This is a genomic window from Cellulomonas sp. GbtcB1 (assembly GCF_019091725.1).
Classification (GTDB): Bacteria; Actinomycetota; Actinomycetes; order Actinomycetales; family Cellulomonadaceae; genus Cellulomonas.
The window spans coordinates 13,161-37,402 of sequence record NZ_JAGXJG010000001.1 but is presented as its reverse complement, the minus strand read 5'-3'; the positions used below and the strand labels follow the sequence as shown (position 1 = coordinate 37,402).

Sequence of the window (24,242 nt, the reverse complement as noted above, 5' to 3'; positions counted from 1 at the left end):
GTGCGACGGGGCCGACGCCCGGGGGTCGGCGGGGCGGTGCGGGCGGGGGTCGCGGCGACGACGCTCGCGCTCGCGGCCGCCCTGGCCGGCTGCGGCGGAGCGCCCGGACCGGAGCCCGACCCCACCCCTGCGACCAGCGAGGAGACCGACGTGGCCTTCACCAACCCCGTCTACGACGGCAACCTGCCCGACCCCTTCGTGCTGCGCGCCGAGGGCGCCTGGTACGCGTACGGCACCCAGGGGCGGATCGGCACCCTGCCGGTCCTGCGCTCCGACGACCTCGTCCACTGGGAGGTGGTCGGCGACGGGATGCCGGTGCTGGCCCCGTGGTCCGGCGCGGGGCGGCACTGGGCGCCGGAGGTGGTCGAGCTCGGCGGGCGGTACGTCGCGTACTACACCGCGATGGAGCGCGGGACCCAGCAGCAGTGCGTGGGCGTCGCGTTCGCGGACCACCCGGCGGGCCCGTTCGTCGACGAGGCCGCGGCCCCGTTCGTCTGCGAGCACGCGGAGGGCGGGTCCATCGACGCCTCGCCGTTCGTCGACCTCGACGGCACGCCGTACCTGCTGTGGAAGAACGACGGCAACCACGTCGGCGTGCGGTCCTGGATCCGGGTCCAGCAGCTGAGCCCGGACGGGTCCGCGCTCGTGGGCGACGGACCGGTGGACCTGATCACGCACGACCAGCCGTGGGAGGGGCACCTCGTGGAAGGCCCGACCGTGGTCGCGCGCGACGGGCGGTACCACCTGCTCTACTCGGCCAACGACTACGGGTCCGCGGACTACGGCGTCGGCTGGGCGGTCGCCGACGCGCTCACGGGGCCGTGGACCAAGCCGCGGGACGAGCCGCTCATGCGCTCGTCGCCCGAGGCGGCGGGACCCGGGCACGGGTGCGTCGTGACGGCCGACGACGGGGCGACCTGGTACGTGCACCACGCCTGGCCGCCGGACGCGGTGGGCTCGACCTTCCCGGGCCGGCAGGTGTGGCTGACCCCGCTGGACTGGGACGCGGACGGCGTACCCGTGCTGGACGGGCCCGCGGTCCCGGTGGGCCGGCACCCGTGACCGTGACGCTGCGGGACGTGGCCGCGCGGGCCGGGGTGTCGTTCAAGACCGTGTCGAACGTCGTGAACGGCCACCCGCACGTCAGCGAGGTGACGCGGGCGCGGGTGCTCGCGGCCATCGAGCTGCTCGGGTACCGGCCCAACCAGACCGCGCGCAGCCTGCGGCACGGCCGGTCGGGGATCCTCGCGCTGGCGGTGCCCGAGCTCACCTCGCCGTACTTCGCGGCGCTCGCGTCCGCGGCGGGCCGGGCGGCGAAGGAGCACGGCCGCGTCCTGGTGATCGAGGAGACGCGCGGCGACCTCGAGGGGGAGCGCGTCGCGCTGGTGGACCTCACCTCACGGCTGGTCGACGGGGTGATCCTGTCGCCGCTGGTCACGCCGCGCGAGGCGGTGGTCCGGCGGATCGGGCGCACCCCGATCGTCATGCTCGGCGAGCACCGCTACGACGTCGGGGCCGACCACGTCGCGATGGACAGCGTCCGCGCCGCGCGCGAGCTGACCGAGCACCTGCTGGCCACGGGGCGGCGGCGGATCGCGGTGCTCGGCCGCCAGGAGCCGGGCAGCACGGGCGGCGAGCGGTGGCGCGGGCACGTCGAGGCGCTCGCCGCCGCCGGCCTCGCGCCCGACGAGGCCCTGGTGCCCCGCGTGGGCGCCTACCGGCGCGACGACGGCGTCCGGGCGGTGCGCGAGCTGCTCGCCGCCGGGGTGCGACCCGACGCGGTGCTCTGCTTCAACGACCTGCTCGCGCTCGGCGCGTGGCACGCCCTGCGCGCCGCGGGCCTGGCGGTCCCGGACGACGTCGCGGTCGCGGGGTTCGACGACGTCGAGGAGTCCCGGTACGCGGGCCTCTCGTCCGTCGCGCCGGACCTCGGGCTGCTCGCCCGCGAGGCGGTGCGACTGCTGGTGCGGCGGGTGGAGGACCCGGCCGTCGCACCGGCGCAGGTCGTCGTCCCGTTCCGGGTGCGGGTCCGCGCGAGCACGGTCGGGTAGGGGCGGCGCCTGCTCCCGGGTTGCGACCCGCGCGGATGTCCCTAGCGTGGGGCGCGGGTCCAGCGACGGCCCGGATCACGAGTCCGGGGCCGGGGACGCCCCGAGGCAGCGGCCCGACGCCCGACGCGGCGGCACGGGTGGCGCCCCTCCGGACAGCGCCGCGGTCGGCGCGCCGCAGGGGGACGCGCCGACCGCGGCCTCGTCCCGTCCGGCGGAGGTCCGGCGCCGGCGCAGCCACGGGAGGCCGCACCCCCAGCAGCGGCCCCGGCGGGTCAGCGGCGCGGGCGCTCCTGGAAGTCGTGCGGGCTTTGCGGCTCCTGGCCGGAGACCGACGCGACCATCGCGGCGGCGAGGTCGCGCATCTTCTGGTTCCGGGTCTGCGAGGCCCGACGGAGGATGGCGAACGCCTCCTCGGGCCCGCACCGGTTCTGGGCCATGACCACCCCGAGCGCCTGGTCGATGACGGCGCGGGCCGCCATCGCGCTGCGCAGGTCCTCGTTGGTGCGACGCTGCTCCTGGGCGCGCGCCGCCACCGCGACCGCCCGGGCGGCGTCGTCCGCGAACCGGGCGACGTCCCCGAGGACGTCCTCGCCCCACTCGCCCGGCTCCGGGCGGTACAGGTCGATCGCGAGATCGACGTCGACCTCGGCGTGCCGGGCGGCCGGGAGCGCGGCCGTGGCGCAGAACCCCGCCGCGAGCGTCGCCTCCCGCCACGCGGGCCACCGCGGGTCGTCGTGGACGTCGGGGACGGTGATCCGGCGCTGCTCGCGGGAGGCGTCCAGGCACGGTCCCTCGCCGGCCTCCTGCTCCGCGCGGTCGCACGCCGCGGCGAGCGCGTCCGACGCCGCCGCCACGGCCGACGTGCGACCGAGCCGGACGGTGATCGCGGCCGAGCCGCCGGCGCGCCGGGCGGCGTGCCCGACGATGGCGTCGAGCAGGGAGTCGACGGGCACCGACGAGACCAGGAGCTCCTGGATCTCGTCGAGAGCCCCGGCACGCCACGCCTCCGACCCCGTGACCTGCACGGGGTCGTCGGGGGTGCCGGGCTCGACCACGGCGCTCACCGCCTCAGCGCCCGTCCGCGGGCGCGTCACCCTCCGGCGCGTCGTCCGCGCTTCCCGGGTCCGTGTAGCCCGCCTCGGGTCCGTCGCCGTCGGAGCCCGGTGTGCTCTGCTCCGCCCGGTCGTCGGGGTCGCCGTCGGGCAGGAGGCCGTCGGGGCGCTCGTCCGGGTCCTGGGTCATGCGGGTCCTCCTCGTTCCGGGTCCCTCACATGCTCGTGCCGGCGACCTCCGCGCGCATCCCGGGGCGGCCGTCCCGGAGCGGGACGACCCGGAGCTGGACGCCCGCGTTCTCGGCGCGCCGACGCAGCCGGGCGATGTGCAGCGCGGCCACCGGTCCGAGCCGCAGCAGGCCCGAGCCGTCGACGACGAGCGTCCCGCGCGGCGGGACGGCCTTCAGCGCCTCGCTCAGCCCGGCGACCAGCGTCGGGGCCGTCGCGGCGTCGACCTCGCCCTCGAGGTGCGCGACCACCGCGCGGCCCTCGGTGACGTGCCGGACCGTCAGGGACGCCGGGAGCGTCGGGCCGTCGCCGTGACCTGTCAGGTCGCGCGCCGTGCCCGGCACGACGCCGAGGTCGGCGAGGGCGGCGTCCAGGACGTCCCGGGGGTCGCGGTCGGCGGGCCGGCCGGGCAGGGACCGGAGCAGGCGCTCCGCGACGCCCCGGACCTTCACGTTGAGGTGCTCGGAGTGCCAGCGCAGGAACTCGAACGCCGCCTCGCCGTCCAGGCCGTAGGCGAGCATCGCCGCGCCCTTGGCCTGGTCGATGACCTCGCGGGAGGCGATCGCCGCGGCGAGCATGTCGTCCGCGCGGCGGGCGGCGCTCGCGCCGATCTCCGCGCCGAGGTCGATCAGCATCCCGAGCCGCTCGGCCGGCCGGCCGTCGTGCACGGCGCCGTCCGCGGCCGGAGCCCCGTCGTGGTCGGGCGCGGGTCGGCCGTCGCCGTCCGCCGAGCGGTGGCCGTGCCGCGGGTCGACGCCCGGCGCCAGCACGGCGAGCACCGAGCGCTCGGTGCCGGCGGTGTCCAGGAGGCGGTAGCGGACGCTGCTGCCGTCCCCGCCGGGGACGGGCGCCGCGCGGAGCACCGCCTCCAGGGCGGCGCGGTCCTCGCGGTGGCAGTGCGCCAGCATCAGGGCGGTCGAGGGGACGACGTCGCCGGGCTCGAAGCCGTGCAGCCGGTAGACCGGCTCGGACCAGGCGAGCGAGTCGCCCTCCCCGAGCACGTGGAAGGTCCCCGGGGCGACCGACCGCGGCTGCGTCGACGTGGTCGAGGGACGAGAGGAAACGGACAATGTGGTGCTCCGAAGCCGAGGTGCGACGACGTTCGCGCACGTCGCACCAGGTTTCTCGCGCAGCTCGCTTCGTCCCAACGATGCGCGGAGGCCCTGGGGGGTGAGCCGAGGGGACCGGGGTCGATAGTGCCAAATCGGAGCGCCCGGCGCACGTCGGCCCTGCGTCCCCGGTTGCGCTCGCGGCCCCGCGCCCTACTCTGGGCTCCCCGTCGCGCCGGGCCCCCGTCACGCGGGCCGGGTGCTCGGCGGGTCCCGCGGCCCCTCCGGGTAGCATCGGCTCCCGTGCATCCCCCCCGTGCGAACCGGTCCTACCGCAACATCGCCCGCGTGCTGCGCCCCGTGCTGTACGCGATCACGCGGCGTGACTGGCGAGGCGCCGAGCACCTGCCGGCCGGCACCGGGTTCATCGCCGCCGGGAACCACATGACCAACGTCGACCCGGTGACGTTCGCGCACTACCTCTACGACAACGGGGTGGCGCCGAAGATCCTCGCGAAGTCGTCGCTGTTCGGCGTGCCGGTCCTCGGCTGGGTGCTGCGCACGTCGGGGCAGATCCCCGTCTACCGGAACACCTCGAAGGCGGGCGACTCGCTGCGCGCCGCCGAGGCCGCCCTCGCGGAGGGCGAGTGCGTCGCGGTGTTCCCGGAGGGCACGCTGACCCGCGACCCCGACCTGTGGCCGATGGTGGCCAAGACCGGCGTCGCCCGCCTGGCGCTGACCGCGCGCGTGCCCGTCGTCCCGATCGCCCAGTGGGGCGCCCAGGACCTGCTCGGGCGGTACAAGAAGGTCTTCAAGCCGATCCCGCCGAAGAAGGTCACGGTCGTCGCCGGCCCCCCGGTCGACCTGTCCGACCTCTACGACCGGCCGCTCGACGCCGCGACCCTCCGCGAGGCCACCGCTCGCGTCATGGCCGCGATCACCGCGCTGCTCGCGGACGTGCGAGGCGGGACGCCCCCGGCGCAGCCGTACGACATGCGGCGCCCGGGCGGCGCGACGACGGACCTCACGTGACCCGCGCCGCCGTCCTCGGGGCCGGCGCCTGGGGCACCACGTTCGCCGCCGTCCTCGCCGACGCGGGGTGCGACGTCACCGTCTGGGGCCGCGACGCCGCGGTGTGCGAGGCCATCGCCCGCGACCACCGCAACGAGCGCTACCTGCCCGGGATCGACCTGCCCGAGCGGGTGACGGGGGAGGCCGACCCGGCCGCCGCCGTCGCCGGGGCGGACGTCGTCGCGGTCGCCGTGCCGTCCCAGTCCGCGCGCGCCGTGCTGACCCCGCTCGCCGACGCGCTCGCGCCGGGCGCGGTCGCCGTGTCGCTGATGAAGGGCGTCGAGCTCGCCACCGACCGGCGGATGAGCGAGGTCATGGGCGAGGCCCTGGGCCTGCCGGCCGAGCGCCTCGCCGTGCTGTCCGGTCCGAACCTGGCCGCCGAGATCGCCGCCCGCCAGCCGACCGCCACCGTCGTGGCCTCGGCGGACGCGGGCACCGCCGAGCGCGTCGCGGCCGCGTGCGCGTCGGCGTACTTCCGGCCGTACACCAACGACGACGTCGTGGGCGTCGAGCTGTGCGGCGCCGTGAAGAACGTCATCGCGCTGGCCGTGGGCATCTCCCAGGGACGCGGGCTCGGCTACAACACGATGGCGACCGTGATCACGCGGGGCCTGGTCGAGATCACGCGGCTCGGCCTGGCGCTCGACGCGAAGGCCGAGACCTTCCCGGGGCTGGCGGGCATGGGCGACCTGATGGCGACCTGCGCCTCGCCCGACTCGCGGAACCACCGGCTGGGCCTGGCCGTCGGCCGCGGGCTGTCGCTCGACGAGGCCGTGGCGGCGACCGGCGGCACCGCCGAGGGCGTGAAGTCGTCCCGGTCCGTGCTCGACCTGGCCGAGCGGGTGGGCGTCGAGATGCCGATCACCGCCGCCGTCGTCCAGGTGCTGCACGAGGGGCTGCCCGTCGACGCGCTCGCGCCCCTGCTGCTCGGGCGGCCCCGCAAGGCCGAGGGCGTCTAGCCCCGTCAGCCGCGCAGCGCGCGGTCCAGGTCCCGCCAGAGGTCCTCGACGTCCTCGATGCCGACGCTCAGCCGCAGCAGGTCCTCCGGGACCGTGGGCGACTCGGTGGCGAACCGGCGGCGGCGCTCGATGCTCGACTCCACGCCGCCGAGGCTCGTCGCCGGCACCCAGAGCCGCAGCGCGGCGACGAGCGCGTCCGCACCGGCCGCCCCGCCCGCGGGACGCAGCCCGATGATCGAGCCGTAGCCCGCCATCTGCGCGGTGGCGCGCTCGTGGCCGGGGTCGCCGGGGAGGCCGGGGTGCCGCACCTCCACGACGCCGGGATGCTCGGCCAGCCGCCGGGCCAGGTCGAGGGCGGTGCGCTGCGAGCGCTCGACGCGCAGGGCGAGGGTGCGGATGCCGCGCAGGGCCAGGTAGACCTCGAACGGGCCGGCGATCGCGCCGTGCACCGTGCGGTAGCCGTGCAGCTTCTCCCGGAGGGCCGCGTCGTCGGTGAGCACCGCGCCGAGCACGACGTCGCTGTGGCCTGCGAGGTACTTGGTCACCGAGTGCACGACGACGTCCGCCCCGTGCTCCAGCGGGCGCTGCACCAGCGGCGTCGCGAACGTGTTGTCCACCGCCACCAGCGCGCCGGCGGCGTGGCCCGCGGCGACCAGCGCCGGCAGGTCCGCCACCTCGAGCATCGGGTTGGTCGGCGACTCCACCCACAGCAGCGACGTGGCGCGGCCCGTGGGGGACGCGGCCGGGTCCAGCGCCGCGACGACGGCGTCCGTGTCCGCGATGTCGACCTGCTGCACCTCGACGTCGGAGCGCTCCGCCAGGTCGCGGGCGTAGCCCAGCGTCACCTGGTACGCGTGCCGGGGGAGGACCAGCCGGCCGCCGTGCGGGACGAGCGACAGCGCCGCGGCGATCGCGGCCATGCCGGAGCCGAGCACCAGCGCCGGGTGCGCCGAGCCCTCCAGGGCGCCGAGGGTCGCCTCGAAAGGGCCCCACGTCTCGGTGTCGCCGCGGGCGTACATCATCTCGCCGGGCTGCGGCACGCCCTGCGACACGTACGTCGAGGACAGCACCACCGGGGGGTTCACGGGGGCGCCCTGCGCGCGGGCGGGGCGGCCCGCCGTCACGGCGAGGGTCTCGCGGGACAGGTCGGCGTCGTGCTCGTGCGGGGTCACGGGCCGCAGGCTACGCGCACGCGCGCGGCGTCGACGGTCCCGTCCCACCCAGCGGCTAGGCTGCCGGGCGATGTCCAGCCTCCCTGAGCCCGTGTCCGGGCCCGCCGCGTCCGCCGCCAGCCGCCCCCGGGTGCTCGTGCTGTTCGGGGGGCGCTCCAGCGAGCACGCCATCTCGTGCGCCACCGCCGGGGCCGTGCTCCGCGCGATCGACCGGGAGCGGTACGACGTGCTGCCGATCGGCATCACCCCCCAGGGCCGGTGGGTGCGCGTCGCCGACGACCCGGACCGCTGGGCCATCGTGGACGGCCGGCTGCCCGAGGTCGAGGCCGTCCCCGAGCAGGTCCTGCTCCCGCAGGAGGTCGGCTCGCGCGAGCTGCAGGTCATCGAGCCCGGGTCGCCCGCCGTGGACCTCGGCGCCGTGGACGTCGTCCTGCCGCTGCTGCACGGGCCTTTCGGCGAGGACGGCACGCTCCAGGGCATGCTGGAGCTCGCCGACGTCCGCTACGTCGGCGCAGGCGTGCTCGCCTCCGCGGTCGGCATGGACAAGCACTTCATGAAGATCGTCCTCGCCGGCGCCGGGCTGCCCGTCGGGCCGTTCGTCACCCTGCGCGGCGACGACCTGGAGACCGACCGCGACGGCGTCCGCGCCCGGATCGCCGCGCTCGGGCTGCCGCTGTTCGTCAAGCCGGCCCGCGCCGGGTCCAGCATCGGCATCACCCGGGTCGTCGACCCCGCCGACCTGCCCGCCGCCGTCGCCGCCGCCCAGGAGCACGACCCGAAGGTCGTGGTCGAGGCCGGCATCGTCGGGCGCGAGATCGAGTGCGCCGTCCTCGGCGGCCGCGGGGGCGCGCGCCCCCGGGCGTCCCTGCCGGGCGAGATCGTCGTGACCGACGCGACCCACGGGTTCTACGACTTCGAGGCCAAGTACCTCGACGAGGCCGCCGTCCAGCTGTCCTGCCCCGCCGACCTGCCCGAGGACGTCATCGCCCGCGTGCAGGACGTCGCCGTGCGGACCTTCGAGGCCGTCGACGGCGAGGGTCTCGGGCGGGTCGACGTGTTCGTCACGCCCGGCGGCGAGGTGGTCGTCAACGAGATCAACACCATGCCCGGGTTCACGCCGTTCTCGATGTACCCCCGCATGTGGCAGCAGAGCGGGCTGTCCTACGCCGACCTGCTGGACGAGCTGCTGCAGCTCGCGCTCGAGCGGCCGACCGGGCTGCGCTGACGCGTTCGCGCGTGCTGGGGTCGCCCGCAGGCGTCAGAGGCAGGCGCGCGTCGCCTCGACCTGGGCGATCGCGGGGCTGAGCGCGTCCAGGAACGACGTCGACCGCTCCGCGACCACCGCGGCCGGGACGTGCACCTCCACCGCGGGGTCGCGGCCGTAGGTCACGAACGTCCAGTCGGACGAGCCGGGGTCGAGCAGGGCATCGGTGCCGGACGACGGGTCCGCGGCGGGGTCGGCCGTCGCGCCGGGGTCGGCCGTCGGGTCGGCGGAGGCCGCCGGGTCGGCTGCGTCGGTGCCGGCGTCGTCGTCGGCGTCGTCGGGGTCGGCGCCGGGGTCCGCGGGCTCCGCGTCGGCCCGCACGAGCCAGTCGATGCTGGTGCCGCTCGCCGTCTCCATCGTCACGCACTGCTCGGTCGTCGGGCCGGGCACCGCCACGCCGCAGCGCAGCGTCACCGGGTCCGTCGGGTCGCCCCACGCCCAGGTCGCCTGGCTCGTCGTGCGGAGCTCGTCCAGCCCGTCGCCGAGCTGCTCGGGCAGCGCCAGCACCACCCGCGCGCACGCCGGGTCCGCCGCGTCGGGGGCCACCGCGACCCCGACGGTCGACGCGCACCCCGCGAGCAGCGGGACGCCGGCCAGCACCAGCGCGGCCGTCCCGGCGGCGGTGCGGGCGGGGCGACGGCGGGGGGAGGGGCTCACGGGAGCCACGGTAACCCGGCGCGGGCGCCGGTCCGGAACCGGGACGCGGGGCTTCCGCGCCGAGGGGGTAACCGACACGTCGAGTGCCTACCCAGCGGATAGGCACTCGACGTGTCGGTTGCTCACTCGGGGTCGGCTGCGCGCCGTACTGCGGCCGCGCGGGGGGGTGCGGGCGGGAGCGGGCGCCGGTCGCGCGGGAGAGCCCTGGCGGCCGGCGCCGGCGCCGCGGGCGCTACCGTGGCGGGCGTGACCGACCGCGCCGCCCCCGACCTGCCCGACGCCGCCGGCCCCACCGTGGCGGAGCTGTCCGAGGACGGCCTGCTCGCGCGGATCTTCCCGCACCTGCCCGCCGGCGACCGCACGCTGCTCGGGCCGGGGGACGACGCCGCCGTCCTCGCCGCCCCGGACGGTCGGTTCGTCGTCTCGACCGACGTCCTCGTCGAGGACCGGCACTTCCGGCGCGCGTGGTCCACCGGCGAGGACGTCGGCTGGCGCGCCGCCATGCAGAACCTCGCCGACGTCGCCGCGATGGGCGCCCGGCCGACCGCGATCGTCGTCTCGCTGGTCGTCCCCGGCGACCTGCCCGTCGCGTGGGTCGAGGGCCTGGCGCGCGGGCTCGGCGCGGCGTGCGCGACCGTCGGGGCCGGCGTCGTCGGCGGTGACCTGTCCGGGGGTGCGTCCGTCGTCGTGGCGGTGACCGTGCACGGCGACCTCGCGGGGGCCGACCCGGTCCTGCGCTCCGGCGCCCGGCCCGGGGACGTCGTCGCGCTCGCGGGGACGGTGGGCCGCTCGGCCGCGGGGCTCGCGCTCCTCGACGCCGGGCGAGCGGACGCCGACGCGGCGGTCGTCGCCGTGCACCGCCGCCCGCAGCCGCCCCTCGCGGCGGGCCCGGCCGCCGCGGCAGGTGGCGCCACCGCGATGCTCGACGTCTCGGACGGGCTGCTGCGCGACGGCGAGCGGCTGGCCGCGGCGAGCGGCGTCGTGCTGGACCTCGACGACCCGGCGGACGCGCTCGGCGACGACATCGACGCCCTGGCCGTGGCCGCCGCCGTCCTCGGCACCGACCCGGTCGGCTGGGTGCTGGGCGGGGGCGAGGACCACGGCCTGCTCGCGACGTTTCCCGCGGCGGCCGCGCTGCCGGAGGGGTTCCGGCGGATCGGCGTGGTGGCCGAGGCCGGTGCGGACGCGGACGGCGTCGCGGGCACGGTGCTCGTCGGCGGCACGCGGCCGGTGGTCGCGACCGGTTGGGAGCACTTCCGGCGCTAGCCGACCGGGCAGTGGCCGAGCCGCCGACCGCAGCGCGCCGGGCGCCGTCGCGCGGTACCGGCGGTCAGTGCGGGCGGTACGCGTCGCGGCGGTGCTCGACGCTCGTGATCACGACGGTCCCGGCCTGCTCGTCGATCATGTACAGCACGCGGTACGCGCCACGGCGGGCGGAGTGGGTGTCGTCCAGCGGCGCGCGCAGCCGCTTGCCGACCCGGTAGGGGTTCTCGCGCAGAGGTCCGTGGACGAACTCGATCGCAGCGGTCGCCGCGTGCTCGGGGAGCCGGTCGAGGGCCCTCCGGCTGGTGGGCAGCCAGCCGATCTCGTAGCTCACGGGAGGTCGGTCGGCGGACCGGTCCACACCGGTCGCTCGAAGGAGACGAGGCCGTCGGCCAGCTCCCGCCGGGCCTCGCGCAGCTCCCGGACGAGCCGCTCGTCCCGGAGGACGTCCAGCGTCTCCTCGAGCGCATCGAGGTCGTCGGCGCTCATGAGGACCAGCTCGCGGCGGCCGTTGCGGGTGATCGAGATGCGGTTGTGCGTCCGCACGACGTCCGCGGCGTACGCGCTCAGGTGCGCCTTGGCGTCCGACAGCGAGGTCTGCTCCATAGACCAAGATTCTAGTCCGTGGCGGCGTCGTCGGGCAGGGGCAGTCGTGGGTGGAGCCGGAGCGAGCCGGGCTCCTCCTGTGGTCGTTCACGTCATCGCGCATGCTGCGACGCTAGGGCTGATGGCCGCGGTGCGAGCCTCGGCCGGCCGGCCGCCTGGGGACGGCGCGCAGCAACGCGGGCTGTGGAGGACTCGGTGCCCGCCCAGGACCGCGGGCCCGTCGCCTGTGCGGATCGCGGCGCCGGCCTCGTCGGCGCAGACCGCCGTCCGGCCCGGTGGGTCAGCGCCGGCGGTAGCGGACCTCGAGCAGGTCGGCGCCGCCGACGTCCTCGGTGCGCTCGGTGCCGTCGGGCTGGAAGCCGTGCCGGCGGTAGAAGTGCCGGGCGCGCTCGTTGTCGGCGAACACCCAGAGCGTGACGGGGATGCGCGGCGGGACGTCCTGCATGGCGGTGCGCAGCAGCTCGCGCGCGACGCCGGAGCCCCACATCCCGTGGTCGAGGTAGAGGGCGTACACCTGCAGCGCGGAGCGCTCGGCGTCCTCGTCGAGGGCGGGGCCGAGGGAGATGAACCCGACGACCTCCTCGGGCTCGAGGGTCGCGACCCACGCGCGCAGCCGGCTCCCGTGCGCGAGGTCGCGCTGCCAGACCTCGGTGCGCCGGTCGACGTCGAGGGACGACAGGTAGCTGTCGGGGACGAGGCCCGCGTACGCGTGCTGCCACGTCCGGACGTGCACGGCGGCGATGCCGGCGGCGTCCCGGGGCTCGGCGGGCCGGACCGTGTGCTCGCGGCGCTGCTCGCTCATACGCTCAGCGTGCCACACCCGACGGCGCCGCCACAGGCCGTTCGCCCGGTCGCCCGGTGGTCGGCCCGGATCGCCCCCGGGCAGCACGAAGGCCCGCGCGGACGAACCGCACGGGCCTTCGAGAGACGTCGCTCAGACGGCGCGCTGGACCTTGCCGGCCTTGAGGCACGAGGTGCAGACGTTGAGGCGCTTCGGGGTGCCCGCGACCACCACGCGCACGCGCTGGATGTTCGGGTTCCAGCGGCGCTTGGTGCGCACGTGCGAGTGCGAGATGCTGTGCCCGAAGCTCGGGCCCTTGGCGCAGACGTCGCAGTTGGCAGCCACGGTCTTCTCCTGATCCGGTCATTGCACGCCGCTCGGGAGGGAGCCCCGGGCGGCAAGTCCTGGTTGGTCGGTGGGGCCCGCACCGGCGGTCCGAGGACCGTTCCGAGGGGCACACCCGTGCCCGGCAGTGGCCAGGCAACCGGACAAGACTAGCCCACGACTGCCGTGACCCTCAAAACGACGTCCGTCACACCTCGCGGGCGGACCGGCAGCAGGGCCCGGGCTGGGGACGACCGGGGTCCTGTGGGTCGCGTGCGGCAGAGTAGGGGACGCGCGGGCGAGCGGCCCGCGCGGTCGTCGGCGGGCCGGGTGCCGGACGGGCGACCGGGACGACGAGAGGACTGCGCGCGGACGTGGCTGGGCGACTCGGGGACGGCGACGTGCTGCGCGACTGGCTGGGCCGCGCGGTGCCCGCGCTGGAGGCGGCGCGCGAGCGGATCGACGCGGTGAACGTCTTCCCGGTGCCCGACGGCGACACGGGGACGAACGTGCTCCTCACGGTGCGCGGGGCGGCCGACGACGTCGCGGCGCTGCCCGCCGGCGCCGACGGGGCGACGGTGCTCCGGGCACTCGCGCGCGGGGCGCTGCTGTCGGCGCGCGGCAACTCCGGGGTGATCCTCAGCCGGTACCTCGGTGGGCTGGCCGGCGCGGCGTCCGCGCCGCTGCCGGACGCGCTGGCGGCCGCCGCGGCGGCGGCGCGCTCGGCGGTGGCCGAGCCGGAGGACGGGACGGTGCTGACAGTCGCCGCCGTGGTGGCCGACGCGGCGCGGCGGGCGGCGGCGCCGGGCGAGGGTGAGGCGGCTGCGCCGGGCGAGGGTGAGGCGGCGGCGCCGGGGGAGGCCGAGACGGCGGCGCCGGGCGAGGGCGAGACCGCGGTGCCGGGCCAGGGCGAGGCGGCGGCGCTCGGCGCGGGCCTGGCCGCGGGGCGTGCGGACCTCGCGCGGATCAGCGCGGGGCACCCGGTGCTGCGCTCGGCCCGGGTCGTCGACGCCGGGGCCTGCGCCCTGCTGGTGCTGCTCGACGCCCTGGCCGCCGCCCTCGCGGGCTCGGCCGGGCCCGTGGACGTCGCGTGGCTGCACGCCCACGACGCCGCGGAGCCGGCGGGTGCCGGGGCCGAGGGGGCCGCCGACGCGCACGGCTACGAGGTCGTCGCGCTGCTGCGGGTCGACGGGTACGCCGGCGGCGCCGAGCGGGTCGCCCGCGGGCTCGCGGATGCACTGGCCGCGGTCGGCGACGCGGTCGCGGTGGTGCCCGGGGACGGGCTCGTGACGGCGCACGTGCACGCGCCCGCGCCCGCCGACGCCGCGGCGGCCCTGGGAACCTCCGGCGCGCGCTGGACGGCGACGGTGCGGACGCTGCTCGGCCCGGCGCGGCCCGTGGTCGCGTGCACCGGCTCGGGCGCGGTCGCCGCCGCGCTCGCGGACGACGGCGCGGTCGCCGTGCTGCTGCCGGACGGGACGCCCGCCGGGGAGGCCCGCGACGCCGTGCGCCGGGCGACCCAGGAGGCGCAGGTCCCGGTGCACGCGGCGGACGACGCCAGGGCGGCGAGGGCCGCCGGGCAGGGGTCGGTCGTCGTGCTGCCCGGGGACCGGCTCGACGCCGCCGCCCTCGACCCCGGGTGGGTCGTCCCGGCCGGGGCGTCCGACGACGCGGGGGTGCTCGCCTCGCTCGCCGCCCTCGCGGTCCCCGCGACGGACCCGGTCCCCACGAGCACGGGCGACCCCGCGACGCCTGCGGCCCCCACCACCCCGACCCCGACCACCCCGACCCCCACCACCCCCACCACCCCCACGACCCCGACGGAGGCGCGCCCGTGACCGTCCCCCACGACGCGGTCGTGCAGCCGCCGCCGTACCTGGACCAGGACCTCGGCACGTACGTCCCGGGCGCCGCCAAGAAGCTCGCCAAGCTCGGGCTGCGCACGGTCGGCGACCTGCTGCGCTACTACCCCCGCCGGTGGTCCCACTGGGGTGATCCGGCGACCATCGGGCACCTGCGCGTCGGGGAGCACGTGACAGTGGACGCCGTGGTCGACCGCTCGACGACGCGCACGATGCGCTCGCGGGGCGGCGTGATCCTCGAGGTGGTGGTGCGGAACGGTCCGCAGACCCTGCTCCTGACGTGGTTCGCCAAGCACCCCGGCGCGCTGCGGCACTTCGAGCAGCAGCTCAAGCCGGGCGTGACCGGCCTGTTCTCGGGCACGGTCAAGGAGTACCGCGGGCAGCTCCAGCTCCTGCACCCCGAGTTCGAGGTCGACGACCCGATGTCGTTCGAGGACGAGGCCCAGCGCCTGATCGAGTCGCGGCGGCCCCGGCCGGTCTACGGCCTGACCGCGGGCCTGCGGAACGAGACGGTGGTCTCCGCGGTCGAGATGGTGCGCCGCCTGCTCACCCCGGCCGACATCCCGGACCCGCTGCCCGACGAGGTGCGCGGCGGGATGCCGGGGATCGTGGACGCGCTCCAGGGGGTGCACCACCCGCTCGACGACACGGAGAAGGACCGGGCGGTGGCGCGACTGCGGTTCGAGGAGGCGTTCGTCCTGCAGGCCGAGCTCGCCCGCCGCAAGGCCCGGTTCGCCGCGCAGGCGGCGGTCGCCCGGCCGGCGCGCGCGGGCGGGCTGCTGGACGCGTTCGACGCGCGGCTGCCGTTCGAGCTGACGGGCGGCCAGCGGGAGATCGGCGCGCAGATCGCCGCGGAGCTCGCGGCCGGCAGCCCGATGCAGCGCCTGCTGCAGGGCGAGGTCGGCTCCGGCAAGACGGTGGTGGCGGCGCGCGCGATGCTCCAGGTGGTCGACGCCGGCGGGCAGGCGGCGCTGCTCGCCCCGACCGAGGTGCTCGCGGCGCAGCACGCCCGGACGCTGCAGGCCCTGCTGGGCGACCTGGCGGAGGCCGGGATGCTGGGCGGCGCGGAGGTGGCGACGCGGGTGGCGCTGCTGACCGGCTCGCAGGGCTCGGCGGCCCGGCGGCGGGCGCTCGGGGAGATCGCGGGCGGGGCCGCGGGGATCGTGGTCGGCACGCACGCGCTGCTGTCCGAGCACGTGCAGTTCGCGGACCTCGGGCTGGTGGTGGTGGACGAGCAGCACCGGTTCGGCGTGGAGCAGCGGGACGTGCTGCGCGCCAAGGCGGGCGGCGTGCCGCACCTGCTCGTGATGACGGCGACGCCGATCCCGCGCACGGTCGCGATGACGGTGTTCGGCGACCTCGAGACGTCGACGCTGCGCGAGGTGCCGAAGGGCCGCGCGGACGTCGTGACGCACGTGGTCCCGGCGGACAAGCCCGCCTGGCTCGAGCGCACGTGGCAGCGCATCCGCGAGGAGGTCGACCGCGGCGGCCGGGCCTACGTGGTGTGCGCGCGGATCGACGGCGACGCGAAGAAGGCCGACGTCGACGGCGCGGACCTGGTGGCCGACGACCCGCCGGAGGACGAGGACGCCCGCCCGCAGCGCCCGCTGCACGCGGTGCTGGAGGTCGCGGAGCAGCTGCGCGGTACGCCCGCGCTGCGTGGCGTCGCGGTCGGGGAGCTGCACGGCCGGATGACCCCCGAGGACAAGGACCGGGCGCTCGCGGACTTCGCCTCGGGCGCGGTGCCGGTGCTGGTGTCGACGACCGTCATCGAGGTCGGCGTCGACGTGCCGGACGCCACCGTGATGGTGGTGCTCGACGCGGACCGGTTCGGCATCTCGCAGCTGCACCAGCTCCGCGGGCGGATCGGCCGCGGCGCGAAGCCCGGCGTCTGCCTGCTGGTCGCGGACGCCCCGGAAGGCACCGACGCGGCGACCCGGCTCGGCACGCTGGCGGAGACCCGCGACGGGTTCGCGCTCGCGGCGGTGGACCTGGCGCTGCGCCGGGAGGGCGACGTGCTCGGGGCCGCGCAGTCCGGCGGGAGCTCGTCGCTCCGGCTGCTCCAGGTCACGGAGCACGCCGACGTGATCGAGCGGGCCCGGGTCGCGGCGCGCGAGCTCGTCGACGCGGACCCGGACCTGCGCGAGCACCCGGCGCTCGCCGAGGCGATCCAGCGGATGCTGGCGGGGGAGCGCGAGGAGTTCCTCGACCGGACCTGACCGCGGGCCGTCGGTCCCGGCGGAGGCACCAGCCACGGTGCGTACGCTGCTGCCCGTGTCGAAGCAGCCCGTGATCCGTGCCGTCGATCTCCTCGTCGGGTACGGCGGGGAGCCCGTGTGCGCCCCGGTCTCGTTCACCCTCCCTCCCGGGAAGGCCCTCGCGCTCGTCGGCGCGAACGGCTCGGGCAAGTCGACGGTGCTGCGCGCCGTGCTCGGCCTGCTGGAGCCGGTCGGCGGCCGGGTGGAGGTGCTGGGCCGCGCCGTGGACGAGCGCGACGTCGGGTTCCGCACCCGGGTGTCGAGCGTGCTGGACGACGACGCGTACTTCCCGGCGCTGACGGTCGCCGAGCACCTGTACCTCACGGCCCGCGGGCACGGGGTGCAGGGCGCGGACGCGGTGGTGGACGAGCTGCTGGGCGAGTTCGGGCTGACCGAGCACGCCGCGGCGCTGCCGGTCGCGCTGTCCTCGGGCCAGCGCCGGCGCCTGCTGCTGGCGGCCGGGCTCGTGCGCCCGCGGTCGCTGCTGGTGCTCGACGAGCCGGAGCAGCGCCTGGACGTCGCGATGCGCGACCACCTGGCGCAGCGGCTGGTCGACGAGAAGCGCGCGGGCGGCTCGGTGCTGCTGGCGACGCACGACCCCGAGCTGCTGCGCGTCGTGGCGGACCGCGCGGTGCTCGTCGCGGACGACCACTCGCGCCTGCTCAGCACCGCGGACGCCGTCGAGGCGCTGCGGCCGGGCGTGCTGTGAGCGAGTTCGCCGCCACCGCCGACGACGCCCCCGCACCCGCGGCCGGCTGGGACGACGTCCCCGAGCCCGCCGTCGCCCCGACGCAGGGCCGGACGCCGGTCCCGGGCGCCCGCTCGATCCGCCGGTATACCGCGCAGGTCGCCAAGCGCCGGTCGGGCGCGGGCATCGGCGAGGTGCTGGGCGACGTCTACTACGCGGTGGTCATGACGGCGATCGGCCTGGGCGTCGCCCTCGGCCTCGCCGGGCAGCTCCGCTCGACGCTGCCGCACGTGCCCGACGAGGCGCTGCGCTCCGGGATCAGCCTGCCGACGGTCGTCGCTGTCGCGGCGTTCGTCGTCGCGGGCGTGGTGCTGTCCCTCAGCGCGCGCCTCGGACCCGTGGGCGCGGGCGGCGCCGAGGCGACGTGGTGGCTCGGGATGCCGGTGGACCGCCGCGGCCTGCTCCGCCCGGCCTCGCTCCGGCTGCCGATCGCGTCCGGCCTGATCGGCGGGGTGGTGCTCGCGCTCCTGGACGGCGGGCTGCTCGCGGACCACGGCCTCGGCCACGTCCTGCGGCTGGGCGGCACGGCCGCGCTGGTGTGCGCCGGGCTGGCGCTGCTGGCCGGGCACCTGCAGAGCCGCGGGGTGCCGCGCCGGGTGACGGCGCTCGCGGGCGACGCGGTGATCGGCGTGGCGCCGGTGCTCGCGCTCGTCGCGGCGCTCGCGGGCTGGCGGGTCGCCGCGCTGCCGGACGTCGCCGGGTGGGTCCTGGTCGTGCTCGCGGTGGCGGTGGCCGGCGCGTGGTGGTGGCTCGACACCCGGCTCGGCCGGATCCGCGGCCGCGACCTGCGGGAGAGCGGCTCGGTCGCCACCCAGGCCGCCGGCGCGCTGGTGTCCATGGACTCGCGGGAGCTCGGCCGGGCGCTGTCGGATTCGGCCGCGCGCCCGCGGCGGCGCCGGGTGCGCCGGATGCGGCTCGTCCGAGGCCCGGTGTCGGCGGTGGTGGTCGCGGACGTGACGGTGCTGCTGCGCTCGCCGCGGCACCTCGTGCAGCTCGTCGTGTCGGCGCTGGTGCCGGTGGTCGTCGTCATCACGCCGCAGCTCGCGGGGGTGCTCGGGGTGATCCTCGCGGTGCTGGTCAGCGGCTACGTCGGGATGCTGGCGACGGGGGAGGGCGCGCGCCGCGCCGAGATGGCGCCGATCGTCGACCGGCTGCTGCCGATGTCCGCCAAGGCGGTCCGCCGCGCGCGGCTGATCGTGCCGGGCGTGGCGATGCTGCTCTGGTCGGCCGCGGCCTTCGCGGCGGTCGGCCGCTGGGAGGGCGAGGTCGGGCCCTGGCTGCTGCTCGGCGTCGTGTCGGCCCCGGTGTGGGCGGGCGCCGCGCTGCGCGCCGCGTACCGGCCGTCGCCCAACTGGGAGGGCCCGCTGGTGGCGACGCCGATGGGCGCGCTGCCCGGCGGCGTCGCGGCCGTGCTGGCCCGCGGCCCGGACGTCGCGGTGCTCGGCATGGTGCCCGTGGTGCTGTCGGTCGCGCTCGGCACGGTGCTGCCGCAGGTCGTGGTCGTCCAGGCCGCCGTCTCGGCGATCGCGCTGGCCGTCGGGTCCAGCACCAGCACCAAGACGATGATGGAGCGCATGACGGACATGCAGGAGACCGCCGAGGCCGAGAAGAAGCGGGCCGGCCGGTGACCCGGATCGTCGCGGGGTCGGTCGGCGGGCGCACGCTCGCGGTGCCGCCGTCGGGGACCCGCCCGACGAGCGAGCGGGTGCGGGAGGCGCTGTTCTCCCGGCTCGAGCACCTGGACGCCGTCGAGGACGCGCGGGTGCTGGACGGCTACGCCGGCTCGGGCGCCCTCGGCCTGGAGGCGGCGAGCCGCGGGGCGGCGCACGTCGTGCTCGTCGAGTGGGGCAAGGCCGCCGCCGAGGTGTGCCGGAAGAACGTCGCGGCGCTGGGCCTGCGCGACCGGGTGGACGTCGTGCGCGAGCGGGTCGAGGCCTACGTCGCGCGGCCCGCCGAGCCGTGGGACCTGGTGCTGCTGGACCCCCCGTACGACGTCCCCGACGCCACGCTGGCCGAGGTGCTGGCCGCGCTGGTGCCGGCGCTGACGGTCGAGTCGGTGGTGGTCGTCGAGCGGTCGACGCGCAGCGGCCCGCCGCCCTGGCCGACCGCGATGCACGGGTTCGACACCCGGACGTACGGCGACACCGCGGTGCACCTCGGCGCGCGCAGCCCGGTCGACGACGAGCCGGCCGACGCGCCCGGCGGCCCCGTCGACGAGGACGCCCCGGCCTGACGGCGTAGGTTGGGGCGCGTGGTTCTCGCGGTCTGCCCCGGCTCCTTCGACCCCTTCACGCTCGGCCACCTGGACGTGGTGCGCCGCGCCCGGCGTCTCGCCGACGAGGTGGTCGTGCTCGTCGCGCGCAACGCCGCCAAGCGGCCGCTGCTCGACGTCGACGCCCGCGTGGCGCTGATCGAGGACGCCGTCGCCGACCTCCCGGGCGTGCGCGTGGCGTCTTCGTCCGGCCTGCTGGCCGACGAGCTCCGGGCGCTCGGGGCCGACCTCGTCGTCAAGGGCCTGCGCGGCGGCGCGGACTTCGACGCCGAGCTGCCCATGGCCCTGATGAACCGGCACCTGTCGGGCGTCGAGACGGCGTTCGTCGTCGGCGACCCGTCGCTGTCGCACGTCGCCTCGTCGCTGGTGAAGGACGTGGCGCGGCACGGCGGCCCGATCGACGACCTGGTGACGCCGGCGGTGGCCGCCGCCGTCCGGGCGGCGCTGAGCACCCCCACGACGGCCGACGGGAGCCGCGCATGACCGAGCAGAGCAGCACCGGGTCCCAGCCCCGCCACGAGGGCCTCACGGCCGTCCTGGACGCCCTGGAGCAGGCGGTCCAGGCCGCGCGCGCCGTGCCGATGTCGGCCTCGGTGCTCGTGAGCCGCGCCGAGCTGCTGGACCTGGTGGACCAGGCCCGCGCGGCGCTGCCCTCGCAGATCGGGCGCGCCGACGAGGTGCTGGCCGCCGCGGACGCCGAGCGGGCCGCCGCGCGCGCGGACGCCGAGCGGATCGAGGCGGCCGCGCGCCGCCGGGCGGCCGAGCTGGTCGAGCAGGAGTCCGTCGTCGCGCAGGCGACCGAGCGGGCCGCGCAGATCGTCCAGGACGCCGAGGAGACCGCCCGGGGGCTGCGCCGGGACGCCGACGACTACTGCGACCGCCGGCTCGCCGACTTCGAGATCGACCTCGGCAAGGTGCTGACGCAGGTGCAGGCCGGGCGGGCGAAGCTCGCGGACCGGCTGGAGGACGGCGAGGGCTGACCTGCGCCGCCCGCCGGATGTGCCGGCGGGTGTGACCCAGGCCGCCCGCCGGGCGATTGGGCGGAGGGCGACCCGTGCCGTAAGATCGTCCGTTGGTCCTGCCGGTCATGGCGGTGACCGAGACCCCTCACGACAGGAACAGGGACCGTGGAGCGCGCCAACCACCTCGATCCCCGCTCGCCGTTCGTGCTCGACACCCACGAGCTCGGCCGACGTCCGGGATCGATGCGTCGTGCCCACGCCACGGTGCCGGCTCCCGAGGACCTCGGTACCGACGTGATCGGCGTCCCCGTCGGCGACGACGTCGAGCTGGACGTCCAGCTCGAGGCCGTCATGGAGGGGGTGTTCGTCTCCGGCTCCGTGCGGGCCCGGGCGGTCGGGGAGTGCGTGCGCTGCCTGGACGAGGTGGTCGAGGATCTCGACGTCCGCGTCCAGGAGCTGTTCGTCTACCCCGGTCGCGCGGAGGCCGCGAAGGACAGCGGTGACGACGAGGAGGACCTCCCCGAGCTCGACGGCGACCTGGTCGACGTGGAGCCCCTGGTTCGGGACGCGGTCGTGACTGCGCTACCGTTCCAGCCGTTGTGCCGGGACGACTGCCCCGGGCTGTGCTCCATCTGCGGGGCGCACCTCGCGGACGACCCGCAGCATTCCCATGAGACCCTTGATCCTCGGTGGGCCGCCCTCGGTGGTCTGCAGAGCACGCTTGACGAGAAGAGAGAGAGCTAGCCGTGGCTGTTCCGAAGCGCAAGATGTCGCGCAGCAACACCCGTGCGCGTCGGTCGCAGTGGAAGACCACTGCCACGACGCTCAGCACCTGCCCGCAGTGCAAGTCGAACATGCGCCCGCACCAGGCGTGCCCGACGTGCGGCGCCTACGCCGGTCGGCGCTACGCCGAGGCGATGCGGACCGAGCACGCCGGCTGAGCCGACGCGCCGAAGGCCCGGCGCCCGGGTGACGCACCGGAGGGCGCGGGCCGCCGCACGATGAGCACCACCGCAGCACAGCTCGCCCAGCAGCTCGGGGTCCACCTGGACCCCGAGCTGCTGGTGCTCGCCCTGACGCACCGGTCGTTCGCCCACGAGGCGGGCGGCATCCCGACCAACGAGCGCCTGGAGTTCCTCGGGGACACCGTGCTCGGCCTGGTCGTCACCGAGGACCTGTACCGCCGGCACCCCTCGCAGTCCGAGGGCGAGCTCGCGAAGATGCGCGCGGCGACGGTGTCGCAGCGGGCGCTCGCCGAGGTCGCCCGCACGCTGGACCTCGGGTCCTACGTGCTGCTCGGCAAGGGGGAGCTCGCCACCGGCGGGCGGGACAAGGACTCGATCCTGTCCGACACCCTCGAGGCGCTGTTCGGCGCCGTCTACCTGTCGCACGGGCTCGAGACCTCCCGCGAGATCGTCATGCGCCTGGTCGGCCCCCGGCTGGCCCAGGCGGCCGACCTCGGCGCCGGCCTGGACTGGAAGACGAGCCTGCAGGAGCTGACCGCGACGCTCGGCATGGGCGCACCCACCTACCAGGTGACCAGCGCCGGGCCGGACCACGCGCGGGTGTTCACCGCCGACGCGGTCGTCGCCGGCGACGTCTACGGCACCGGCACGGGCACCGCGAAGAAGCTCGCCGAGCAGCGGGCGGCCGAGCTGGCCTGGACCGCGCTGCGGGACGGGGCCGAGGCCGCCGCGGGCGGGACGGCTGCCGACGGGGCGGCCTCCGACGGCGAGCCCGCCGGGTCCGCCGCCCCCGCGACCGCGCCCGCCGCGGACTGACCCCCGCGTGCCCGAGCTCCCCGAGGTCGAGACCGTCCGGGACGGCCTGGAGCGGCACGTCGTGGGCCGCTCGGTCCGCGCCGTCGAGGTCCGCCGCCCGTACAGCGTCCGCCGCCACCTCGCCGGCCCCGACGACCTCGCCGGGCGCCTGGCCGGTCGCACGCTGACCGCCGCCGTGCGCCGCGGCAAGTTCCTGTGGCTGCCGCTCGACCACCCCGGCGCCGCCGGCGCCACGCCCGACGACGCCCTGCTCGCGCACCTCGGCATGAGCGGCCAGCTGCTGGTGCGCGGCACGCCCGCCGACGTCGAGCAGGGCGGCGCCCACACCCACCTGCGGGTCCGGCTGCTCCTCGACGACGGGGGTGCGCTCGACTTCGTCGACCAGCGGACCTTCGGCCACCTGTCCGTCGTCGACCTGCTGCCCACGCCCGACGCGCGCCCGGGCGGCGCGGGTTCGGACCTGCCGCTGGTGCCGGCCCCCGTGGCGCACATCGGCCGCGACCTGCTCGACCCGGCCGTCGACCGCGAGGCCGTCGCCCGCGCGATCCGCCGCCGCAGGACGCAGATCAAGCGCGCCGTGCTCGACCAGGGCGTCATGTCCGGGGTCGGCAACATCTACGCCGACGAGGGCCTGTGGCGCGCGCGGGTGCACCCCGCGACGCCGACGGCCGACCTCGACCAGGCGACCGCCCTGCGGGTGCTCGACGGCGTCGCCGGGGTGATGTCCGACGCGCTCGCCCAGGGCGGCACGAGCTTCGACGCCCTGTACGTCAACGTCAACGGCGCGTCCGGGTACTTCGACCGGTCGCTCGCCGTCTACGGGCAGGCGGGCGAGCCGTGCCCGCGGTGCGGGACGCCGGTCGTGCGCGAGCCGTTCATGAACCGCTCCTCGCACTTCTGCCTGGTCTGCCAGCCGGCGCCGGCGGGCTGACCGCCCGCGACGTGCGGGGCCTGCGGCTGCGAGCCGCGAGCCGACGGGGCCGGCGTGCGGGGCCGACCGTCCCACCTGCACGCCGACCGTCCCGGACCGCGGCCCGGCGCCGCGGCCTCAGCCCGCCAGCGCCCGCAGCTCCGCCGCCACGCCCGCGCTGACGGCCTCCGGCCACGGGTAGCGCCGCGCCGTCGACCCGAGCGTCCAGCCGTCCAGCGCCAGCGCCGCGACCAGCGCACGGTCCGGCAGCCGCTCGCCGCGCGCGACCGGCGACCCGGCCCGGGTCGTGTCGACCGCGCCCGGCGCCAGCTCGACCCCCGTCAGGGCGAGGAACCGCACCATCGCGACGACCCGCTCGGAGCTCGCGCAGGCCGCCAGCAGCTCCGGGAGCTCCGGCTCGTCGTGCGCGGGCAGCAGGTCGTCGAACGCCTCCTCCGCGATCCGGCTCACCAGGGCGTCGACCAGCTCCTGCACCGAGCCGTGCATGCTGAGGATCCAGTCGGGGTCCCGGCCGCTCTCCTCGGCGACCCGGTCCAGCGTCAGCGCGTCCGTGCCGCCCTCGCGGACCAGGCGCAGCACCGCGTCGGTCAGCGGCGACGCGTCCCGGAACGGCTCCGCCTCGAGCGCGAGGTCCAGGTTCGACGCGCACTGGTGGGGTGCCGGCAGGCCCGCGTAGTCGGCCACGGCGGTCAGCGCGCGGCCCCACCAGCCGTCGTCCGGCGGGTGCACCCCGGCGTAGAACCCCAGCAGGCAGCCGTCGACCGCGAGGGCGGCGACCGTCTCGCGCGGATCGGGCCCGGCGGGGTCGCCCGGGCCGACGGGCAGCAGGTCGACGCGGTCGCGCAGGGTGGGCGCGGCGGTGGTCATCGAGGTGCTCCTCTTCTCGGGGAGCAATCCACTGTACCAACTGGACGGTTTCGCGGGGTGGTGCAGCCCCGGGGCCGGCCGGGC

At 77.1% G+C, this 24,242-nt stretch carries 27 protein-coding genes; 17 read left to right on the top strand and 10 right to left on the bottom strand.

Features of this window, described 5'->3' with window-relative positions; all coding sequences use genetic code 11:
* On the top strand, positions 1–1,062 hold the full coding sequence (locus KVT14_RS00180; protein WP_308160772.1) for a glycoside hydrolase family 43 protein: 1,062 nt from the start codon (positions 1–3) through the stop codon (positions 1,060–1,062).
* Positions 1,059–2,051 carry a LacI family DNA-binding transcriptional regulator gene (locus KVT14_RS00175; RefSeq protein ID WP_217613807.1) on the top strand — a complete coding sequence of 331 codons (993 nt, stop codon included), beginning with the start codon at positions 1,059–1,061 and terminating at the stop codon, positions 2,049–2,051. The genes KVT14_RS00180 and KVT14_RS00175 overlap by 4 nt, the downstream gene beginning before the upstream one ends.
* Before the next feature lie 272 nt (positions 2,052–2,323).
* Here KVT14_RS00175 and KVT14_RS00170 read toward each other — a convergent pair whose 3' ends face one another.
* The 3 genes from KVT14_RS00170 to KVT14_RS23335 are packed head-to-tail and all read right to left on the bottom strand — an operon-like array spanning position 2,324 to position 4,332.
* Entirely contained in the window at positions 2,324–3,115 is a 792-nt protein-coding gene (locus KVT14_RS00170; protein ID WP_217613806.1) for an ANTAR domain-containing protein, read from the bottom strand.
* 4 nt (positions 3,116–3,119) lie between these two features.
* Entirely contained in the window at positions 3,120–3,293 is a 174-nt protein-coding gene (locus KVT14_RS00165) for a hypothetical protein (protein WP_217613805.1), read from the bottom strand.
* Positions 3,294–3,318: 25 nt separating this feature from the next.
* The gene (locus KVT14_RS23335; protein WP_217613804.1) at positions 3,319–4,332 is read right to left on the bottom strand and encodes an ANTAR domain-containing protein; all 1,014 of its coding nucleotides are present in this window, start codon (positions 4,330–4,332) and stop codon (positions 3,319–3,321) included.
* Positions 4,333–4,683: 351 nt separating this feature from the next.
* Between KVT14_RS23335 and KVT14_RS00155 the strand changes: the two genes are divergently transcribed.
* On the top strand, positions 4,684–5,412 hold the full coding sequence (locus KVT14_RS00155; protein ID WP_217613803.1) for a 1-acyl-sn-glycerol-3-phosphate acyltransferase: 729 nt from the start codon (positions 4,684–4,686) through the stop codon (positions 5,410–5,412).
* Positions 5,409–6,410, top strand: coding sequence for an NAD(P)H-dependent glycerol-3-phosphate dehydrogenase (locus tag KVT14_RS00150; RefSeq protein WP_217613802.1), 1,002 nt, complete (start codon positions 5,409–5,411; stop codon positions 6,408–6,410). Before KVT14_RS00155 ends, KVT14_RS00150 begins: the two co-directional genes overlap by 4 nt.
* 5 nt (positions 6,411–6,415) lie before the next feature.
* Here the strand turns inward: KVT14_RS00150 and KVT14_RS00145 are convergent, their stop codons facing one another.
* Positions 6,416–7,582, bottom strand: coding sequence for a PLP-dependent transferase (locus KVT14_RS00145; protein WP_308160771.1), 1,167 nt, complete (start codon positions 7,580–7,582; stop codon positions 6,416–6,418).
* 70 nt (positions 7,583–7,652) lie between these two features.
* Between KVT14_RS00145 and KVT14_RS00140 the strand changes: the two genes are divergently transcribed.
* Positions 7,653–8,807: a D-alanine--D-alanine ligase family protein gene (locus tag KVT14_RS00140; RefSeq protein WP_217613801.1), complete on the top strand. Its 1,155-nt coding sequence runs from the start codon at positions 7,653–7,655 to the stop codon at positions 8,805–8,807.
* 33 nt (positions 8,808–8,840) lie between these two features.
* Here the strand turns inward: KVT14_RS00140 and KVT14_RS00135 are convergent, their stop codons facing one another.
* A complete protein-coding gene (locus KVT14_RS00135; protein ID WP_217613800.1) occupies positions 8,841–9,503 on the bottom strand; it encodes a DUF3515 family protein in 663 nt (220 codons plus the stop codon).
* 246 nt (positions 9,504–9,749) lie between these two features.
* Here KVT14_RS00135 and KVT14_RS00130 point away from each other — a divergent pair, with 246 nt between their 5' ends.
* Complete coding sequence (locus KVT14_RS00130) at positions 9,750–10,769, top strand: thiamine-phosphate kinase (RefSeq protein ID WP_308160770.1); 1,020 nt, start codon at positions 9,750–9,752, stop codon at positions 10,767–10,769.
* A 64-nt stretch (positions 10,770–10,833) separates the two neighbouring features.
* On the opposite strand, the gene KVT14_RS00125 is transcribed toward KVT14_RS00130, so the two are convergent.
* The 4 genes from KVT14_RS00125 to rpmB form a co-directional block, all read right to left on the bottom strand.
* Positions 10,834–11,100, bottom strand: coding sequence for a type II toxin-antitoxin system RelE/ParE family toxin (locus KVT14_RS00125; RefSeq protein WP_217613799.1), 267 nt, complete (start codon positions 11,098–11,100; stop codon positions 10,834–10,836).
* The gene (locus KVT14_RS00120; RefSeq protein ID WP_217613798.1) at positions 11,097–11,372 is read right to left on the bottom strand and encodes a type II toxin-antitoxin system Phd/YefM family antitoxin; all 276 of its coding nucleotides are present in this window, start codon (positions 11,370–11,372) and stop codon (positions 11,097–11,099) included. Before KVT14_RS00120 ends, KVT14_RS00125 begins: the two co-directional genes overlap by 4 nt.
* A gap of 280 nt (positions 11,373–11,652) precedes the next feature.
* Positions 11,653–12,174, bottom strand: a complete 522-nt coding sequence (locus KVT14_RS00115; RefSeq protein ID WP_147796046.1) for a GNAT family N-acetyltransferase — start codon at positions 12,172–12,174, stop codon at positions 11,653–11,655.
* 132 nt (positions 12,175–12,306) lie between these two features.
* The gene (gene rpmB / locus KVT14_RS00110) at positions 12,307–12,498 is read right to left on the bottom strand and encodes a 50S ribosomal protein L28 (RefSeq protein WP_135974635.1); all 192 of its coding nucleotides are present in this window, start codon (positions 12,496–12,498) and stop codon (positions 12,307–12,309) included.
* Positions 12,499–12,851: 353 nt separating this feature from the next.
* On the opposite strand from rpmB, the gene KVT14_RS00105 reads away from it, so the two are divergent.
* The 11 genes from KVT14_RS00105 to mutM all read left to right on the top strand — a co-directional run bounded on the left by KVT14_RS00105 (position 12,852) and on the right by mutM (position 23,291).
* The gene (locus KVT14_RS00105) at positions 12,852–14,315 is read left to right on the top strand and encodes a DAK2 domain-containing protein (RefSeq protein WP_217613797.1); all 1,464 of its coding nucleotides are present in this window, start codon (positions 12,852–12,854) and stop codon (positions 14,313–14,315) included.
* Positions 14,312–16,558: an ATP-dependent DNA helicase RecG gene (locus KVT14_RS00100; protein ID WP_308160769.1), complete on the top strand. Its 2,247-nt coding sequence runs from the start codon at positions 14,312–14,314 to the stop codon at positions 16,556–16,558. The genes KVT14_RS00105 and KVT14_RS00100 overlap by 4 nt, the downstream gene beginning before the upstream one ends.
* Positions 16,559–16,613: 55 nt before the next feature.
* Positions 16,614–17,306, top strand: a complete 693-nt coding sequence (locus KVT14_RS00095; protein WP_217613796.1) for an ABC transporter ATP-binding protein — start codon at positions 16,614–16,616, stop codon at positions 17,304–17,306.
* Positions 17,303–18,973: a DUF6297 family protein gene (locus KVT14_RS00090; protein WP_308160768.1), complete on the top strand. Its 1,671-nt coding sequence runs from the start codon at positions 17,303–17,305 to the stop codon at positions 18,971–18,973. The genes KVT14_RS00095 and KVT14_RS00090 overlap by 4 nt, the downstream gene beginning before the upstream one ends.
* Positions 18,970–19,578 (top strand): 16S rRNA (guanine(966)-N(2))-methyltransferase RsmD, encoded by a 609-nt coding sequence (gene rsmD, locus KVT14_RS00085; protein WP_217613795.1) that lies wholly within the window; start codon positions 18,970–18,972, stop codon positions 19,576–19,578. The genes KVT14_RS00090 and rsmD overlap by 4 nt, the downstream gene beginning before the upstream one ends.
* Before the next feature lie 18 nt (positions 19,579–19,596).
* A complete protein-coding gene (gene coaD, locus KVT14_RS00080) occupies positions 19,597–20,100 on the top strand; it encodes a pantetheine-phosphate adenylyltransferase (protein ID WP_217613794.1) in 504 nt (167 codons plus the stop codon).
* Entirely contained in the window at positions 20,097–20,597 is a 501-nt protein-coding gene (locus tag KVT14_RS00075) for a hypothetical protein (RefSeq protein ID WP_217613793.1), read from the top strand. Before coaD ends, KVT14_RS00075 begins: the two co-directional genes overlap by 4 nt.
* A 147-nt stretch (positions 20,598–20,744) precedes the next feature.
* Positions 20,745–21,323 carry a DUF177 domain-containing protein gene (locus tag KVT14_RS00070; RefSeq protein ID WP_308160767.1) on the top strand — a complete coding sequence of 193 codons (579 nt, stop codon included), beginning with the start codon at positions 20,745–20,747 and terminating at the stop codon, positions 21,321–21,323.
* A 2-nt stretch (positions 21,324–21,325) separates the two neighbouring features.
* Positions 21,326–21,520, top strand: a complete 195-nt coding sequence (rpmF, locus tag KVT14_RS00065; RefSeq protein ID WP_147796053.1) for a 50S ribosomal protein L32 — start codon at positions 21,326–21,328, stop codon at positions 21,518–21,520.
* Between the two features lie 60 nt (positions 21,521–21,580).
* Positions 21,581–22,360, top strand: a complete 780-nt coding sequence (gene rnc, locus KVT14_RS00060) for a ribonuclease III (protein ID WP_217613792.1) — start codon at positions 21,581–21,583, stop codon at positions 22,358–22,360.
* Positions 22,361–22,367: 7 nt separating this feature from the next.
* Positions 22,368–23,291, top strand: a complete 924-nt coding sequence (mutM, locus tag KVT14_RS00055; RefSeq protein WP_217613791.1) for a bifunctional DNA-formamidopyrimidine glycosylase/DNA-(apurinic or apyrimidinic site) lyase — start codon at positions 22,368–22,370, stop codon at positions 23,289–23,291.
* Between the two features lie 117 nt (positions 23,292–23,408).
* Here the strand turns inward: mutM and KVT14_RS00050 are convergent, their stop codons facing one another.
* Positions 23,409–24,158, bottom strand: a complete 750-nt coding sequence (locus tag KVT14_RS00050) for a hypothetical protein (RefSeq protein ID WP_217613790.1) — start codon at positions 24,156–24,158, stop codon at positions 23,409–23,411.
* Between the last annotated feature and the right edge of the window lie 84 nt (positions 24,159–24,242).

Excerpts from the sequence above, each read along its gene's own strand:
- KVT14_RS00165 (WP_217613805.1), bottom strand. The coding sequence starts at position 3,293 with ATGACCCAGGACCCGGACGAGCGCCCCGACGGCCTCCTGCCCGACGGC.
- KVT14_RS00140 (WP_217613801.1), top strand. The coding sequence starts at position 7,653 with ATGTCCAGCCTCCCTGAGCCCGTGTCCGGGCCCGCCGCGTCCGCCGCC.
- KVT14_RS00120 (WP_217613798.1), bottom strand. The coding sequence starts at position 11,372 with ATGGAGCAGACCTCGCTGTCGGACGCCAAGGCGCACCTGAGCGCGTAC.
- KVT14_RS00115 (WP_147796046.1), bottom strand. The coding sequence starts at position 12,174 with ATGAGCGAGCAGCGCCGCGAGCACACGGTCCGGCCCGCCGAGCCCCGG.
- KVT14_RS00075 (WP_217613793.1), top strand. The coding sequence starts at position 20,097 with ATGACCGAGCAGAGCAGCACCGGGTCCCAGCCCCGCCACGAGGGCCTC.
- rnc (WP_217613792.1), top strand. The coding sequence starts at position 21,581 with ATGAGCACCACCGCAGCACAGCTCGCCCAGCAGCTCGGGGTCCACCTG.
- KVT14_RS00050 (WP_217613790.1), bottom strand. The coding sequence starts at position 24,158 with ATGACCACCGCCGCGCCCACCCTGCGCGACCGCGTCGACCTGCTGCCC.